Origin of the sequence: Mycolicibacterium palauense, from assembly GCF_002592005.1 — a bacterium.
In the GTDB taxonomy this organism is placed as follows: Bacteria; Actinomycetota; Actinomycetes; order Mycobacteriales; family Mycobacteriaceae; genus Mycobacterium; species Mycobacterium palauense.
Genome location: NZ_NVQF01000037.1, coordinates 1 through 16,037 on the forward strand (window position 1 = coordinate 1; position 16,037 = coordinate 16,037).

The window sequence follows — 16,037 nt, forward strand, 5'->3', positions numbered from 1 at the left end:
AAGAGGAGAGAAAAAAAGAAGAAGAAGAAGAAGAAAAAAAGAAGGAGAAGAAAAAATGTAAATAAAGAAGAAGAAGGAAAAAGAGAAAAGGGAAGGTAAGGTGGGATAGGAGATGTGAATAAGAGCGCCGCCGCGGGGGTGGGCAGCGAACCGGAGACCGCCGGCAAGGACGACGAGTCCGATCTGGAGCCCTCGGCGGGTCTGCCCGAGCCCGGTGCGGCCGGCGCCGACCTGCTCTCGCCGATGGCGGATCTGCCCGGCGGGGCGACGTTCGGCTCGCTGGTGCACGCGGTGTTGGAGACCGCCGACCCGCTGGCCGCCGATCTGGCCGGTGAGCTCACCGAGCAGGTGCGCCGGCACGCGGCGTGGTGGCCCGTGGACGCGCCCGCCGAGCAGATCGGGACCGGGCTGGTACCCCTGCACGACACCCCGCTGGGGCCGCTGGCCGACGGGCTCACCCTGCGCGCGATCGGTCTGGCCGACCGCCTGTGCGAACTCGACTTCGAGATGCCTCTGGCCGGAGGCGATCTCGATGACGCGGGTTCGGTCACCCTGGCCGAGGTCGGGGCCCTGCTGGCCGGGCACCTGCCGGCCGACGACCCCCTGCGCCCCTACGCCGAGCGGCTGCGTGGCCCGGGTCTGGGGGCCTCGACGCTGCGCGGGTATCTGTCCGGATCGATCGACGCGGTGTTGCGCATCCCCGACGGGGACGGGCACCGCTACCTGGTGGTCGACTACAAGACCAACCGGCTCGGTGACACCGGCCGGCCCGCGGTGGCCGCCGACTACGGCCGACGGCAGCTGGCCGAGGCGATGATGCACTCCGACTATCCACTGCAGGCACTGCTGTATCTGGTGGTGCTGCACCGCTATCTGCGCTGGCGCCAGCCGGGCTACGATCCGGGCCGGCACCTGGGCGGGGTGCTCTATCTGTTCCTGCGCGGGATGTGCGGACCGCACACGCCGGTGCTCGATGGCCACCCCGCCGGCGTCTTCGACTGGCGTCCCCCCGCCGGGCTGGTGGTGGCGCTCTCGGAGCTGCTGGACGGAAAGGTCGTCGCGCCGTGACCGGGGCAGTGGATCGGACCGGACGGTCCGGGCTCGAGGATCCGGCCGATCGGCGGATCGCGCTGGGCGCGGGCGGTGTGCTGGGGGCGTTCAACCGGGCCGGGGTGCTGGAGGCCGCCGACGTGCACGTGGCCGCGCGGATCACCGACCGGGCCGGGGAGCCCGACGCCACGGTCGCGCTGGCGGTCGCCCTGGCGGTGCGGGCGCTGCGTGGCGGGTCGGTGTGCGTGGACCTCACGACGGTGCGTGACGAGCTGGCCTCGGGGGAGGTGGCCGGGGAGGACACGGCGGAGGCGGACGACGAGCGGCTGCGCGCGCTGCCGTGGCCCGAGCCCGGCGCCTGGCTGGACGCGCTGCGGCGCAGCCCGCTGCTGGGCTCGCCGGCGGTGCTGCGCCTCTACCGGGACCGGCTGCTCTACCTCGACCGGTACTGGCGTGAGGAACAGCAGGTCTGTGCGGATCTGTTGGGCCGCAACGTCGGTGTGGCGCCGGTGGACGAGCCGGTGCTCGAGGACGGGCTGCGGCGGGTGTTCCACCGTCCCGGATCGGAGGAGCAGCGCTCGGCCGCCCGGATCGCGGTGGCGCAGAACACCACCGTGCTGACCGGTGGCCCGGGAACGGGCAAGACGACCACCGTGGCGGGGCTGCTGGCGTTGCTGGCCGAACAGGCCGAGCTCGCCGGCCGGCGCCGGCCCCGGATCGCGCTGGCCGCGCCCACCGGCAAGGCGGCGGCGCGGCTGGGCGAGGCGGTGCACCGCGAGGTGGAGGATCTCGGCGCGGCCGACCGGGCCCGGCTCGCGGGTCTGCAGGCGGTGACGCTGCACCGGTTGCTGGGCTGGCGGCCCGACACCTCGGCGCGGTTCCGTCACCATCGCGGCAACCATCTGCCGCACGATGTGATCGTCGTCGACGAGACCTCGATGGTGTCGTTGACGATGATGGCCCGGCTGCTGGAGGCGGTGCGACCCGAGTGCCGGCTCCTGCTGGTCGGCGACCCGGACCAGCTGACCTCGGTGGACGCCGGCGCGGTGCTGGCCGACCTGGTCGACGGGCTCGGTGGTGCGGGCCGCCGCGGTCTGCGGGTGGCCGGGCTGGCCACGTCGCACCGGTTCGGCGAGACCATCGGCGAGCTCGCCGACGCGGTGCGCACCGGTGACGGCGAGCGCGCGATCGCCGCGCTCGACGCGGGCGGGCCGCACATCGAGTTCGTCGACGCCCCCGCGGAGTCCGCGGAGGTCACGGAGATGATGCGGGATATCTTGGTGCCCAAGGCTTTACGGTTGCGCGCCGCGGCGGCCGGCGGTGATCCGGCGTCCGCGCTGGCGACGCTGGATCATCACCGGTTGCTGTGTGCGCACCGGGAGGGGCCCGCCGGTGTGCGGCACTGGAACCGGCGGCTCGAGCAGTGGCTCCGCGAAGAGACGGGGGAGGCGCGGTGGAACCAGTGGTATCTGGGCCGGCCGGTGCTGGTGACCGCCAACGACTATGGGCTGGGTCTGTACAACGGTGACGCCGGTGTCACCGTGCGTGGTGACGGTGGCGAGTTGCGGGTGGTGATCGCCGGGGCCGACGGTGTGCGGGACTTCGCCACCAGCCGGCTGGCCGAGGTGGAGACCATGCACGCCATGACGATTCACAAGAGCCAGGGCAGTCAGGCCGACGAGGTGACCGTGCTGTTGCCGCCGCGGGAATCCCGGCTGGCCTCGCGCGAGCTGTTCTACACGGCGCTGACGCGGGCGCGCTCGAAGGTGCGGGTGGTCGGTTCCCGCGACGAGGTGCGTGCCGCGCTGGCCCGCCGGGCGGTGCGGGCCACCGGCCTGCGGTACCGGCTCGCCGAGGAGGTCGGCGCCGCGCCGCGGCCGGGTCTCCCGAGCACATAGTGATATCGCATGTGATGTCACGTTCGCGGAGGTGGCACGGGTTCTCCGATGGCCGTCGGGACCGGAAGGACGCCAGCGAAAGTGATGGCGTATGCGATATCACCGTCGGGGCCGGCGCCGGTCAAGCCCCGAAACAGCGCTCCTGAAACGCGCCCCCGAAACGGCACTGTGGCCCCCGCGCCGTTGCGGGGGCCACAGTCTTGGTGACGGGTCAGGCGGCGGGCGGCGCGCCGTTGAGCACCCGCTGCATGTCGGGGATCATCTGGTGCAACTGCTGTCCCCAGTAGCCCCAGCTGTGGGTGCCGTTGGACGGGAAGTTGAACACCCCGTTGCGGCCACCCGCGGCGAGGTAGTTGTCGCGGAAGGTGATGTTGGTCCGCAGGGTGAAGCCCTCCAGGAACTGGGCCGCCATCAGGTTGCCGCCGTTGGTGCCGGCGTCCAGGTCCGACGGGGTGCCGGTGCCGCAGTAGATCCAGACGCGGGTGTTGTTGGCCACCAGCCGCGGGATGTTGACCATCGGGTCGTTGCGCTTCCACGCCGGGTCCGAGGACGGGCCCCACATGCTGTTGGCGTTGAAGCCGCCGGCGTCGTTCATCGCCAGCCCGATCAGGGTCGGCCACCAGCCCTCGGACGGGTTCAGGAAGCCCGAAAGCGAAGCGGCGTAGACGAACTGGTCGGGATGCCAGATGGCGTAGGTCAGCGAGGCGCTACCGGCCATCGACAGGCCGACGACGGCGTTGCCGAAGCGGGACACCCCGCGGTTGGCCTCCAGCCAGGCGGGCAGCTCCTGGGTCAGGAAGGTCTCCCACTTGTAGGTGTAGGTCTGCCCGTTGCCCTGCGAGGGCTGGTACCAGTCGGTGTAGAAGCTGGACTGGCCGCCGACGGGCATGATGGTCGACAGGCCGCTGCCGTACATCCACTCGAAGGCGGGGGTGTTGATGTCCCAGCCGTTGTAGTCGTCCTGGGCGCGCAGGCCGTCGAGCAGATAGACCGCGTGCGGGCCGCCGCCCTGGAACTGGATCCGGATATTGCGCTGCATCGACGGCGACGGGATGTCGAGGTACTCGACGGGCAGCCCCGGACGCGAGAACGCCCCGGCCGTCGCCGAACCCCCGACGACCCCGATCAGGCCGGGCAGCGCGGCAGCCGCGACAGCGGCGACCGTCAGCCGGCGAAGGGATGCCTTTGCCGTACCGCGCAACTTCTCAACGAACTTCACGACTGCGCTCCTCCGTGTTCGTAATTACAAGCATGTGTTACCTGCGTGACGCAAGTGAACCATGTGGTTGGGCCCGGTGAGCACCGGAAAGGGCCCCGCCGCGATCGCGGTTGACTAACGATTGGGATTCACGCGGGCGGCCGATTCGTCACCGCGTTGTGACCCACCCCGGGCGTGTCGAGGGCGCGATGGAACGCTCATCGAGGTTGTCCGGGAGGGGTTTTCGCAGCATGGACCGGCCTATCAGCTGGTCCGGGCGGGGCCGGTCACAGTTCGCTGGACAGGGCCCGCTCGATGGCGCTGTCGGCACGCCGGTGCGCGGCGAGCTCGTAGCCGACCACCACCAGTACCGGGGCCAGTGTCACCACCAACAGGCAGACGGTCATCGCGATGCCCGAGGCCGCCAGCAGCACCGCCAGCGTCAGCACCGCGGCCGCCCCGGCGAACAGCAGCAGATGCAGCGCGTCGACCGAGCGCACCAGGTAGGCGTAGAGGAGCAGAATCGACAGGATGAAGACACCGACCGGGATCGCCACGGTCAGAACGGTTTCCATCGACGTGAGTTTCGAATGGTGCTCGATGTAGTAGGCCGCCACGTGCAGGCCGGCGCCGGTGGCGACCACCGCGCCGAAGATCACGATGTGCCCGTAGCCGTAACCGAAGGCCAGGTCCCGGCGGGTGTGCAGCACCTGAGCGGCGGGCACCACGAAGTAGACCCACCACATCCCGAAGGTCAGCGCGGTGCCCGCGATCGCGACCAGCGCGGCGTCGAGCGTCCAGCCCTGCTCGCCGACCACCGCCGACAGCGAGGCGACCGTGCCGACCACGCCCTCACCCAGGGCGATGATCACCAGCAGCCCGTAGCGTTCGGCGATGTGGTGGGCGTGCCAGGGGGTACGACCCTTGCGGGTTTCGGCGATCCACGGACCGGTGAACTCGACGAGCGCCAGCACGGCGTAGATCGCGAAGGTGGCCGGCACCGAGGTGTGGAGGAAGATGGCACCGATCCAGCCGATCTGGGCGACGACGATGGCCACCGCATAGGTCAGGCAGGTCGAGCGGCGCGCCGGATCCTGCCGGGCCGCGCGGAGCCACTGGAACACCATCGCCACACGCATCACCACGTAGCCGGCCACCGCGACCCGGTTGTCGACGTGCTCGCCCTCGGCGATGGAGGTGTAGACGGGCGGGATCCCCATCGCCAGGATGATCACGCCGACCATCTGCAGCATCGTGGTGAGCCGATAGATCCAGTCGTCGGTGTCGTAGGCCGAGGCGAACCAGGTGAAGTTGATCCAGGCCCAGCACACCGCGAAGGTGCTGAAGGCGAAGCCGGCGATGCCCGCGCCGACGTGGTTCTCCGACAGCAGGTGTGCCAACTGCGAGGCCGAGACCCCGAAGGCGATCACGAACGTCAGGTCGAACAGCAGCTCCAGCGGTGTGGCCGAGCGGCCGTCCTCGTGCGGGTCGCGGCCGGCCATCCGCCGCAGGCGATGGGCCGCCGTGAGGGCGGGCCCCGGGGATCGTCGCGGTTCGCTCACCGGCCCATCGTGGCCGCCCCGGGCGCTCGGGGCAACAGGCCCCGCACCCACCGGCCCGGCGGCTGCTCACCCGGCGTCGTGTTCCTCCGGATCGGGGTCCGGGGTGACCCAGGCCAGGATCATCGCCGGTGCGCAGCCACCGACCAGCATGGCCGTCAGCATCATCAGGGCGCCGGCGTAGGCGACGTCGGCGCCGTCTCCCCACCCGTAGGTCGATCCGAGGACCAGGTAGAACACCGGGATCAGCAACAGGTTCTGGGTGAGGGTCAGGCCGACGGAACGGGCACTGTCGCGCTGGGCGATCTCGTATTCGTCGAGCGCGCCGCGGGGTGCGTCGCCCCGGCGTGCGGACACGATCTGCAGCACGCTCCACGCCGGGAAGAACACCACGCACGCCGGCAGCCACAACAGCGCCGCGCCACGGTGTCCGGTCGCGCACAGGACCGCGACGGCCGCCATGAACGCGAAGGTGAGCCCCAGCGTCACCACCAGTGCGCGGCGCCGGGAGCGGGTACGCCAGCGCGGCAGGGCGCTCGACCAGATGCGCTCGTGGCGCAGGAAGCGTGCGGTGCGGAAGTCCTGGTAGCGGTCGATCACGGTGCGTCGTCCTCGGGTGGCCTGCTCAGCCATCGGAGCCTCCTCAGGTGTGTCGGCGGTAGACCTCGGCGGACAGCGGGGTGAACTCGGTGCGCGAGAACACCGCCTCGACCGGCAGGTCGAAGACGGCGCAGATGCGGAACGCCAGGTCCAGGCTGGGGTAGTGGTCGCCCCGCTCCAGCGCCCCGACGGTCTGTGGGTTCACCCCGACGAGTTTCGCCAGGTCGGCCCGGCTCATCCGCCGTTCGGCGCGCAGCACGCCGATGCGGTTGTAGATCGGGAGACTTTCCCCCCGCTTCACCGGACTCATATAATCAAGTGTTAGGAAAACCTAACGATTCGTCAAGTAGCTCTTACCTAATTGGTGACGTTGCGACGTGAGTCGGCGGCTACCGAGTGGCTGTTGAGTATGCGCCTGGCTAATCGGCTGTGGCTTTCGGCGGCCCGTGTCGCAGGGGTGGTTCAGTAGCGGAAATGGTGCCGAACGAGTAGAAGACCGCCATGACGACCCATCCGAAAGCTGGTGTCCAAGGTGATGCACATCATCGGCGCAGACGACATCGCTCGCTGGTATTGAGCGATGTTGACCTGGTAGCTGTGATCGCCGTACCGATCGCAGGCGGGCCTGTCCAGACCCTCAACTTGATGGCGCGGAGTCTGATTAGCTACGCGGAGTCTGATTAGCTAGTTGTAGCGGCGTTACTGCGCCGTTTCGGCAAGCAAGCGCTCCTTCGATGAGAAAAATAGGCTCTGACCTGTCCTTCTTTCCGAGACTGTAATTTATGTCACAATTAACGACGGAAGACAGTGCCGCCTTAGACGGCATTTAACCTCTCAACTCCCATCTTGGATGGCTCTTACTTCCCGCGTTGTGAATCTGCCCGTTGCGCTTCATCTTGGTCAGCAAGTTGGAAACCTTGTTCCGCTTCTGGCTGTCATCGAGGGCCTCACTGAGCTTGTCTTTGATCAGCGAGTCGATGTCCTTGCGTGTGGCGCTGCTGAACTTCCGCAAGTAGTCAGTAATCATCTTCGCGTAGTGCTCATCGTCCTGCGCCCGCGTCCGAATGTACTCAGCCTTGCTCGCCGTGACCGCCGCGACGTTGGCGGCGACATGCAGATGGGGCCGTCGCCCCTCAATCAACTTCGCCTGGCGCAGGTGACGGACGGCGTCGTCCGGGATAGTCAACTTTTTTTGAACACGGTCGAGCGCGAGGATGTCCGCGAACGGCAGGTTGGTATTCATGAGAAGGAGCCGAGTGTAGGCGGTATCGACCACCCCGCCATGAATGACCAACTTAACCGTGTCTTGTTGCAAGAGATCATAATCCGGCAGGGGCAGGTAGCGTCTTGCCTGGCTGTCGTTCATGCGTCGGATGCCGTAGCCCATGGTATCGATCATGTTGAGCTCAACCATTGCCTGGACCAAGAAGGGGTTGCGATAGCCGAGCGGCACCCGGGTGCTTTGAACGTAATCGTCGGGGTGCCCTTCGAAGAAGGACCCGGCATTCTGAAACAGCAGCCGGTCGGGATACTCGGTAACGACAATCCGAGAATTTCGCGAATAGTCTTGATGTGCAATGCAATTGTGCAGGGCTTCAAGAACTGATTGTTGGTCGTACTTCGACACTTCCTCTGGTAGGAGCTGGTCGTCGGGCAACAGTCTGATCCGAATGTTCCGAATGCGCTGGAACAGCTCGGTCGTATTCAGCAGGAAGGGAGGCCCAAAGTGCTCGTAGGCACTCTCCTGGCCTACGAGGTTCCACGTCATTTGCGCCGGGTTGGGAGACAGCCGCCAGGCGGACTCTGGCTTTCCCAGCAAGAGCAGGGCAGCACGTGTCATCTGGCCGTTAATCGTGAGTCTCGCTCTGTCCAAAAGTGTTTCGATCGGCCACTCAGGAACGTCGGTGTCGGAAATCCGATGGGCGTGCTTCTTGATGAATGCCTCGCGTGCCCGTCGCAGCGCGGCGGGATCGAGGTCGGCGACCGTTGCGTCGGGCACGATCACCGCCGACCAGTCTTCGACGGTCTGCGCCCGAATCTCATCCAACTTGTCGAGGGCAAGCGAAGTGAGGCTTTCGCCAGCGCGCGCGTAGTAGTGACCGTTCCATGCGATGGGGATGCCGCGTGGCGCGGCTGGTACCTCCATCAGCAAGACACGTCCCGAGGGGTGCGTCAGCTCATGTATCTCGCGGAAGGTTGAACTGGGTTCCGTGTCGGCGGCAATCTGCATTTTCAGGCTGTGCAGCCGGTCATGCTCGGGCCTGTAGCCAGTGCCCACTACGGCGCGGGTCGTGTTGTTGACCCCGAATACAAGCCACCCGGCGGGGACGCCTCGCAAGTTCCCCTCGTTGGAGAGGGCCGAGAAGTACTCGCCGACCTTGGTGGTGTTGTAGTCTCCGCTGACCTCCTTGAACTCGACTACCTCGTTTTCCCAGTCCAACAGCAGCCGATCCAACAGGGTGGACAGGTCATCGCCGGTCGCTGGGGCTGGGTTAGTCACCTCCAAATGCTACTTCGTGTCATTGGACCGTAGGGGGAGACGGTGGTGTAGTCCGCGACGGTCGAGTACTCGACCGCCGACATCTCAACGGCCAGGGCCACGGGGACGACCTGCCCCGGGTGTCCCTCCTCAGCGCACCAGCCGCCGCAGCAGCGCCGAGGCCGAGGCCACCCCCAGGATCGCGGCCGCGATCAGCACCCCCAGGTCGATCCACGGGTTCCACGGGGTGCCGATCAGCAACCCGCGCAACGCGTTGACCTCATAGCTCAGCGGGTTGACCGCCGAGAGCCAGCGCAGCCACTGCGGCATCACCTCCACGGGGTAGAGCGCGTTGGAGGCGAAGAACAGCGGCATGGTGATGGCCTGGCCGATGCCCATCAGGCGGTCCCGGTTGCGCACCAGCCCGGCCAGCGACAGCGACAGGCAGGCGAAGAACCCCGCACCGAGCAGCACCACGGCCATCGCCGCCAGGATGCGCAGCGGGTTGGCGGTCAGGTGCACGCCCATCAGGAACGCGATCACCAGCACCCCGATCACCTGGGCCATCGAGCGCACCCCGGCGGCAAAGGCCTTGCCGCTGACCAGCGCCGAGGTGGACGCCGGTGTCACCATCAGCTTGGCCAGGATGCCGGCGTCACGGTCCCAGACGATCTGGATGCCGTAGAAGATCGAGATGAACAGCGCCGACTGGGCGATGATCCCGGGCGCCAGGAACGCCAGATAGGACACCGAACCGGTGTCGATGATCCGCAGGTGGGAAAACGTCTGGCCGAAGATCAGCAGCCACAGCGCGGGTTGCACCATGCGGGTGAGCAGCTCGGTGCGGTCGTGGGAGAGCTTCTGGATCTCGACGAGGGCGTAGGTGCCCATCTGCACGGCGGTGGCCAGAAGCCGCCGCCATCCGCGCGGCGCCAGGATCAGCGGGGCGGTGGTGGTGGAGTCAGCCGGCACGGCGCGCCGCCCTTCTGGCCGAACGGATTCCGGCCAGGCCGGCCTCACCCTCGTCGGCCGACAGTCCCGCCCCGGCGTGGTGGCGGAACACATCCTCCAGGGTGGCCTGCGTGCCGACCTGGGCCTTCAGCTCGGTGGGGGTGCCCACCGCCTGCAGCCGGCCGTTGTGCATCAGCGCCACCCGGTCGCACAGCGCGTCGGCCTCCTCCATGTAGTGCGTGGTCAACAGGACCGTCATCCCGAACTCGTCCTGCATGCGCTGCACCTGGGTCCACACACCGTCGCGGGCGATCGGGTCCAGCCCGACCGTCGGTTCGTCGAGAATCAGCAGCGACGGCCGGTTCACCAGTGCCTGGGCCAGTTCCAGCCGACGGACCATGCCGCCGGAGTAGGTGCGGGCCAGGTTGTCGGCCACGTCCAGCAGGTTCATCGCCGCCAGGGCCTCCTCGACCCGCTCGTTGCGCTGCCTGCGCGGCACGGCGTAGAGCCGCGCGAACCACTGCACGTTCTGCCGTCCGGTCAGCGTGGATTCGATGGAAAGTTGTTGGGGCACATAGCCGATGTTGTAGCGGACGTCCATGGTGCGCCGCCGGGCGTCCAGCCCGAAGACGAAGACCTCGCCGGACTGCACCGGCGACAGCGTGGTCAGCACCCGCACGGCGGTGGTCTTGCCGGCGCCGTTGGGGCCGAGCAGGCCCACGGTTTCGCCGACCTCGACCCGCAGGCTCAGGTCGTCGACGGCGGTGAAGTCGCCGTAGCGGTGGGTCAGATGGCGGCAGTCGATCGCCGGTGCAGGGCTCACGGTGAATCCTCCTGCAGTAGTCGGGTCAGTTTCGCGAGCACCTCGAGCCCGCCGCGCAGCGCCGCGACGTCCTCGGAATCGAGCTGGTCGAGCGCCCCGGCCAGCGCCGCCCGCCGCGCGGCCTTGGAGGCGTCGGCGACGCGCTGGGCGGAGTCGGTGAGCCGCAGCCGGCCCACGCGCCGGTCGGCGGGGTCGCAGGTGCGCACCAGCAACCCGGCCGCCGAGAGCTTCGACACCAGCGTCGAGGCGGTGTTGGGGGCCAGCCCCAGCTCGGCGGCGGCCTCGCTCACCGAGACGTCGGGACGCCGGCCGACCAGCCGCAGCAGTTCGGCCTGCGACTCGGTCAGGCCGGACTCGTCGAAGCCCCGGCCCGTGCGCCGGACCTGCCGACGGAACCGCCCGACCGTGCCGAACAGGTCGGTGACGAGATCGGATCGAGTGCGCACCGGCCCCCACGATACCTCTGTTGCAGAGCTATCGGTGGGTGGGGGCCGCAGTGGGGCAGTCGGCAGCGCGGGAGCCCCGCCGGCTACAGCCGGTGCAGGGTGACCGCCCCGAGCGCACCCCCGGAGATCGTCGCCGTCATGTACGTGCAATGCGGCTGGCGGCGCCGGTCGGTCGGCGAGCCCGGGTTGAGCAGGCGCAGCCCGGTGTCGGTGGTGCTGTCCCAGGGAATGTGGCTGTGCCCGAAGACCAGAACGTCGGTGTCGGGGTAGCGCGCCGACATCCGGCGGTCCCGGCCGGCCTTCCCGCCGGTCTCGTGCACCACACTCACGCGAAGACCGTCCAACTCCACCTCGGCGCACTCCGGCAACCGGGCCCGCAGGTCGTCCCCGTCGTTGTTGCCCCAGCACGCCACCAGCCGGGCCGAACGCGCCTGCAGTTCGTCCAGCAGCGCGATGTCCACCCAGTCCCCGGCGTGGATCACCACATCGGCACGCGACACCTCCTCCCACACCCGTGCCGGCAGGTCACGGGCGCGCTTGGGCACGTGGGTGTCCGAGATCAGCAGCAGGTTCAGGATGGGCCTCCCCGCGCCGGCGTGTGCGGTTCGCCCTGAACCCCCAGGGCCAGCCGGATCCGGTCCTCCAGCCCGCTGCCCGAGACGAAGACCAGCTCGTCGCCGCCGCGCAGGACGACGCCGGGCGCCGGCAGCAGCACCCGCTCGGCGCGGTGCACGACGATCAGCGCACTGTTGTCCGGCAGCGCCAGGTCGGCGATCCGGCGGCCGTCGAGCTCGCTGTCGGGGGTCAGCGTGATGGACGAGAGCCCGGCGCGCCCGCCGCCGAGGCCCATCAGGGGGATGAGGTGCCCGGCGTCGATGGCGCCCTCCACCGCGGCCACCAGCGCCCGCGGCGTGCACACCGCGACGTCGACCCCCCACGCCGCGCCGAACAGCGGCTCGTCGCGGGCCTCGTTGACCCGGGCAACCACCCGGGCCACCCCGAACTCGGTCTTGGCCAGCAGCGACAGCGCGAGATTGGCCTTGTCGTCGCCGGTCGCGGCGATCACCACGTCGCAGGTCTCGATGCCGGCCTCGCGCAGCGACGTCAGTTCGCAGGCGTCGGCGAGAAACCAGTCCGCGCCGGGCACGCTGTGCGGCTCGTACTTGGCGATGTTCCTCTCGATGAGCAGCACCCGGTGACCGTAGGCGAGCAGCTCCTCGGCCACCGAGCGGCCCACCGCCCCGGCTCCGGCTATACCCACTCGCATCGGTTCGTCTCCCCGTTCCCACCCGGACCGCGCCAAGCGGCCCACGGCCAATGATGCCCTGCTTAACTACCCCGAACGGCGCACTGCCACCGATACGATCCGAACGGGGTGGAGCCGATGACGCTGGAGCAGATGTATCTCGCGCTGCTCATCGGCGGCGTGGTGCTGCTGGCCAGCATCGCCGCCACCCGGCTGGCCACCCGGGCCGGCCTGCCCAGCCTGCTGTTGTTCCTGGCCGTCGGGGTCGCCATCGGCGAGGGCGGGTTCGGGCTCAACTTCGACGACGTGAGCCTGGGCCGTGACCTGGGCACCGCGGCGCTGGTCGTGATCCTCGTCGAGGGCGGACTGACGACCCGTTTCGGTGAGATCCGCCGCGTGCTGGCGCCGGCGGCGGTGCTGGCCACCGTCGGCGTGGCGGTGAGCATGATCGTCACCGCCACCGGCGCCCACCTGCTGCTCGGGATGGACTGGCAGCTGGCCCTGCTGCTGGGCGCGGTCGTCTCCTCGACCGACGCCGCCGCGGTGTTCTCGGTGCTGCGGGTGCTGCCGCTGCCGCGGCGGGTGGCCGGGCTGCTGGAGGCCGAGTCGGGGTTCAACGACGCCCCCGCGGTGATCCTCGTGCTGATGTTCTCGGCGGCCCCGCTGGAGTTCGCCCCGCTGACCGCCGTCTTCGACATCGCCTACGAGCTGGCCGTCGGCGCGGCGATCGGCGTGATGTCCGGGCTGGTGGGCTCGGTGGTGCTGCGCCGGATCGCGTTGCCGGCCACCGGGCTCTACCCGGTCGCCATCTTCGGCCTGGCGATCGTGGCCTCGGCCGCCTCGGCGGTGCTGCACGCCAGCGGCTTCCTGGCCGCCTACCTGGCGGGGGTGGTCCTGGCCAACACCGGGCTGCCGCACCGCTCGGCCACCCGGTCCTTCGCCGAGGGACTGGGCTGGCTGGCGCAGATCTCGCTGTTCGTGCTGCTGGGGCTGCTGGTCTCGCCCGCCGAGCTGCCCGGCGAGCTGATCCCGGCGGTCGTCATCGGCCTGGTGCTGTTGCTGCTGGCGCGGCCCGTCTCGGTGCTGGCGTCACTGCTGGCCTTCCGGTTCCGCTGGCGCGACCAGCTGTTCGTCTCCTGGGCCGGCCTGCGTGGCGGGGTTCCGATCGTGCTGGCCACCTATCCGATCGTGGCGGGGGTCCCCGACAGCAACCGGTTGCTGAGCATCGTGTTCATCCTGGTGGTGGTCTTCACCCTGGTGCAGGGGCCCAGCCTGGCCCCGCTGGCCCGCTACCTCGGCCTGGCCCGCGCCGACGCCACCCGCGACGTCCAACTCGACGCCGCGCCGCTGGACGTGCTCGACGCCGAGCTGATCACGATGACGGTGCACGCGGCCTCCCGCCTGCACAACGTGATGATCATCGAACTGCGGCTGCCCGAGCCCAGCGTCATCACCCTGATCATCCGCGACGGCCACACCTTCGTGCCCCAGCTCGACACCCGAATCGCCGCCGGCGACGAGTTGATGATCGTCACCACCAGCAAGACCCGCGAGGCCGCCGAGCGCCGGCTGCGGGCGGTGAGCCGGCGCGGCCGGCTGGCGCACTGGTTCGACGAGTACGGCGAGCCCGACTGACCCTGGGGGCCGCGGGGCCACCGGCGGCTGGTTGACTTATCGCCCAGACAACCGTGGCTATCGCAGCAAGGAGGCTGGCAGTTGGCCGAATCGCCGGCGCCGGGTCCGCTCGCCGGAATCCGGATCATCGAAATCTCCAGTTTCGTCGCCGTCCCGCTGGCCGGGATGACGCTCACCCAACTGGGAGCCGAGGTGATCCGCGTCGACCCGGTCGGCGGCGCGGCCGACTACCGGCGCTGGCCGGTCACCGACGACGGCACCAGCATCTACTGGGCCGGCCTGAACAAGGGCAAGCGCTCGGTCGCGGTGGACATGCGCTCGCCGGCGGGCCAGGACCTCGTGACCCGGCTCATCGTCGAGGGCGGCGCCGGTGGGGGCATCCTGATCACCAATGTCGTCGGCCGACAGTGGCACTCCTACGACACGCTGGCCGCGCTGCGGCCCGACCTGATCCACCTGGAGGTCTCCGGGCGCGCCGACGGCGGCACCGGCGTGGACTACACCGTCAACGCCGGCGTGGGTTTCCCCCTGGTCACCGGGTCGCCGGAACAGGCCGGACCGGTCAACCACGTGCTGCCGGCCTGGGACGTCTCCTGCGGGCTCTACGCGGTGCTGGGGGTCCTGGCGGCGTTGCGCCGCCGCGACGACACCGGGGCGGGCAGCCGGCTGCGGATCCCGCTGGAGGACGTGGCGCTGGCCACCGCGGGCAATCTCGGTTTCCTCACCGAACCGATGATCAACGGCACCCAGCGGGAGCGTCTGGGCAACGCGCTCTACGGCCAGTACGGCGAGACGTTCACCAGCGGTGACGGTGTGTCGTTCATGCTGGTGGCGCTCACCGGCCGCCACTTCCGCGATCTGGCCGAGCTGACCGGAACCACCAAAGTCGTTGCCGCACTGGCCGAAGCGTTCGACGCCGACTTCACCGACGAGGGTCAGCGCTACCGCCACCGCGCGGTGCTCGGCGGGTTGTTCAGCGCGTGGTTCGCCGAACACAGCGGCGACGAGATCGCCGCGGCGCTGTCGAAGACCTCGATCCTGTGGGAGCGTTACCGCACCTTCACCGAGGTCAGCAGCGATCCCAAGGTGACGGCCAACCCGCTGTTCACCCGGCTGAACCAGCCCCGGGTCGGGGAGTATCTGGCGCCGGGGCTGCCGGTGATGGTCGACGGCGGGCATTCGGCGGCCGTGCCGGCCCCGGCACTCGGCGACGACACCGCCGCGGTGCTCGGCGAACGGCTGGGCGTCGGGGCCGAGGAACTGGCCCGGTTGTGCGGGGAAGGCACCGTGGCCACCGCGGAGGGCTGATGAGCGCACTCACCGACCTGCTCGAGCTGACCGAGGACGGCCCGGACACCTGGGTGGCCGTCGGTCACGGTCCGGCGGGAAAGCGGGCCTTCGGTGGGCAGTTCGTGGCGCAGACGCTGCTGGCGGCGGCACGCACGGTGCCCTCCGACGCCGAGCCGGCCAATCTGCATCTGCAGTTCCTGCGCGGCGGCGACGCGGTGGAGCCCGTCGGATATGCCGTGGAACGTCTCTACGACGGGCGCACCGCGATGACCCGACGGGTGCTGGCCCGGCAGAACGAGCGGGTCCTCACCGCGGCCACGGTGTCGTTCTCGCGGTCGTTGCCGGGACCCGAACACGGCCATCTCGGGCAGCTGCCCGGCGACCCCGAACGCCTGGAACGCACCGGTCCGGCCGGGCCCGCGCCCGGGCTGCCGCTCGACGAACTCGACATCCGGATCGCCGACACCGGCGAGGGTGCCGGGTTCGTGCGCCGATTGTGGTGGCGGGCAACGGTTCCGCTGCCCGACGAGGCGCTGACGCACCTGGCCGTGGCGTTGTTCGTCACCGACGTCTACATGATCGATCCCGCGCTGCGGGTACACGGACACTCCATGCGCGAGCGCACCCACCGCAGCGGCACCACCGACGCCTCGGTGTGGTTCCACCGCCGCGTCCGGGCCGACCACTGGAACCTGCTGGAGTCGAGGTCCCCGGCGGGCGCCCGGGGCCGCGGCGTCGTCACCGCCAGCCTGATCGGCGCCGACGGTGCCATCGCCGCCACCGTCGTTCAGGAGGGCCTGATCGCGGCACACACCAGCGCGGACTCCAGGGCAGACGTCAGGTAAGAGCCAACCCACAGAAA

14 protein-coding genes and 1 pseudogene are annotated in these 16,037 nt (G+C 69.3%); 5 read left to right on the forward strand and 10 right to left on the reverse strand.

All coding sequences use genetic code 11. From position 1 onward, the window contains the following. Positions 1-108: 108 nt before the first annotated feature. Positions 109-1,068: pseudogene (locus CSR00_RS15730) on the forward strand (PD-(D/E)XK nuclease family protein); the annotation flags it as partial. A 62-nt stretch (positions 1,069-1,130) separates the two neighbouring features. Next, complete coding sequence (gene recD / locus CSR00_RS15735; RefSeq protein ID WP_099023401.1) at positions 1,131-2,948, forward strand: exodeoxyribonuclease V subunit alpha; 1,818 nt, start codon at positions 1,131-1,133, stop codon at positions 2,946-2,948. A gap of 211 nt (positions 2,949-3,159) precedes the next feature. Here the strand turns inward: recD and CSR00_RS15740 are convergent, their stop codons facing one another. The 10 genes from CSR00_RS15740 to CSR00_RS15785 all read right to left on the reverse strand — a co-directional run bounded on the left by CSR00_RS15740 (position 3,160) and on the right by CSR00_RS15785 (position 12,271). Continuing rightward, positions 3,160-4,167 (reverse strand): esterase family protein, encoded by a 1,008-nt coding sequence (locus CSR00_RS15740; RefSeq protein WP_099023354.1) that lies wholly within the window; start codon positions 4,165-4,167, stop codon positions 3,160-3,162. Between the two features lie 266 nt (positions 4,168-4,433). Beyond that, entirely contained in the window at positions 4,434-5,648 is a 1,215-nt protein-coding gene (locus CSR00_RS15745; RefSeq protein ID WP_099023355.1) for a low temperature requirement protein A, read from the reverse strand. A gap of 126 nt (positions 5,649-5,774) precedes the next feature. Next, complete coding sequence (locus tag CSR00_RS15750; RefSeq protein ID WP_099023356.1) at positions 5,775-6,338, reverse strand: hypothetical protein; 564 nt, start codon at positions 6,336-6,338, stop codon at positions 5,775-5,777. Positions 6,339-6,348: 10 nt separating this feature from the next. Further along, on the reverse strand, positions 6,349-6,615 hold the full coding sequence (locus tag CSR00_RS15755; RefSeq protein WP_099023357.1) for a helix-turn-helix transcriptional regulator: 267 nt from the start codon (positions 6,613-6,615) through the stop codon (positions 6,349-6,351). 516 nt (positions 6,616-7,131) lie between these two features. Then, positions 7,132-8,805: an RNA-binding domain-containing protein gene (locus CSR00_RS15760; protein WP_099023358.1), complete on the reverse strand. Its 1,674-nt coding sequence runs from the start codon at positions 8,803-8,805 to the stop codon at positions 7,132-7,134. 129 nt (positions 8,806-8,934) lie between these two features. Beyond that, the gene (locus CSR00_RS15765; protein ID WP_245906119.1) at positions 8,935-9,675 is read right to left on the reverse strand and encodes an ABC transporter permease; all 741 of its coding nucleotides are present in this window, start codon (positions 9,673-9,675) and stop codon (positions 8,935-8,937) included. A 70-nt stretch (positions 9,676-9,745) separates the two neighbouring features. Continuing rightward, positions 9,746-10,558 (reverse strand): ATP-binding cassette domain-containing protein, encoded by an 813-nt coding sequence (locus CSR00_RS15770; protein WP_099023360.1) that lies wholly within the window; start codon positions 10,556-10,558, stop codon positions 9,746-9,748. Further along, positions 10,555-11,004 (reverse strand): MarR family winged helix-turn-helix transcriptional regulator, encoded by a 450-nt coding sequence (locus tag CSR00_RS15775; RefSeq protein ID WP_099023361.1) that lies wholly within the window; start codon positions 11,002-11,004, stop codon positions 10,555-10,557. The genes CSR00_RS15770 and CSR00_RS15775 overlap by 4 nt, the downstream gene beginning before the upstream one ends. An 83-nt stretch (positions 11,005-11,087) precedes the next feature. Continuing rightward, positions 11,088-11,579: a metallophosphoesterase family protein gene (locus tag CSR00_RS15780; protein ID WP_099023402.1), complete on the reverse strand. Its 492-nt coding sequence runs from the start codon at positions 11,577-11,579 to the stop codon at positions 11,088-11,090. Further along, the gene (locus CSR00_RS15785; RefSeq protein ID WP_099023362.1) at positions 11,576-12,271 is read right to left on the reverse strand and encodes a potassium channel family protein; all 696 of its coding nucleotides are present in this window, start codon (positions 12,269-12,271) and stop codon (positions 11,576-11,578) included. The genes CSR00_RS15780 and CSR00_RS15785 overlap by 4 nt, the downstream gene beginning before the upstream one ends. Before the next feature lie 117 nt (positions 12,272-12,388). Here CSR00_RS15785 and CSR00_RS15790 point away from each other — a divergent pair, with 117 nt between their 5' ends. The 3 genes from CSR00_RS15790 to CSR00_RS15800 all read left to right on the forward strand — a co-directional run bounded on the left by CSR00_RS15790 (position 12,389) and on the right by CSR00_RS15800 (position 16,020). Further along, positions 12,389-13,885: a potassium/proton antiporter gene (locus tag CSR00_RS15790; RefSeq protein ID WP_099023403.1), complete on the forward strand. Its 1,497-nt coding sequence runs from the start codon at positions 12,389-12,391 to the stop codon at positions 13,883-13,885. Between the two features lie 81 nt (positions 13,886-13,966). Further along, positions 13,967-15,193, forward strand: coding sequence for a CoA transferase (locus CSR00_RS15795; RefSeq protein WP_099023363.1), 1,227 nt, complete (start codon positions 13,967-13,969; stop codon positions 15,191-15,193). Further along, positions 15,193-16,020 (forward strand): acyl-CoA thioesterase, encoded by an 828-nt coding sequence (locus tag CSR00_RS15800; protein ID WP_099023364.1) that lies wholly within the window; start codon positions 15,193-15,195, stop codon positions 16,018-16,020. Before CSR00_RS15795 ends, CSR00_RS15800 begins: the two co-directional genes overlap by 1 nt. Positions 16,021-16,037 lie beyond the last annotated feature (17 nt).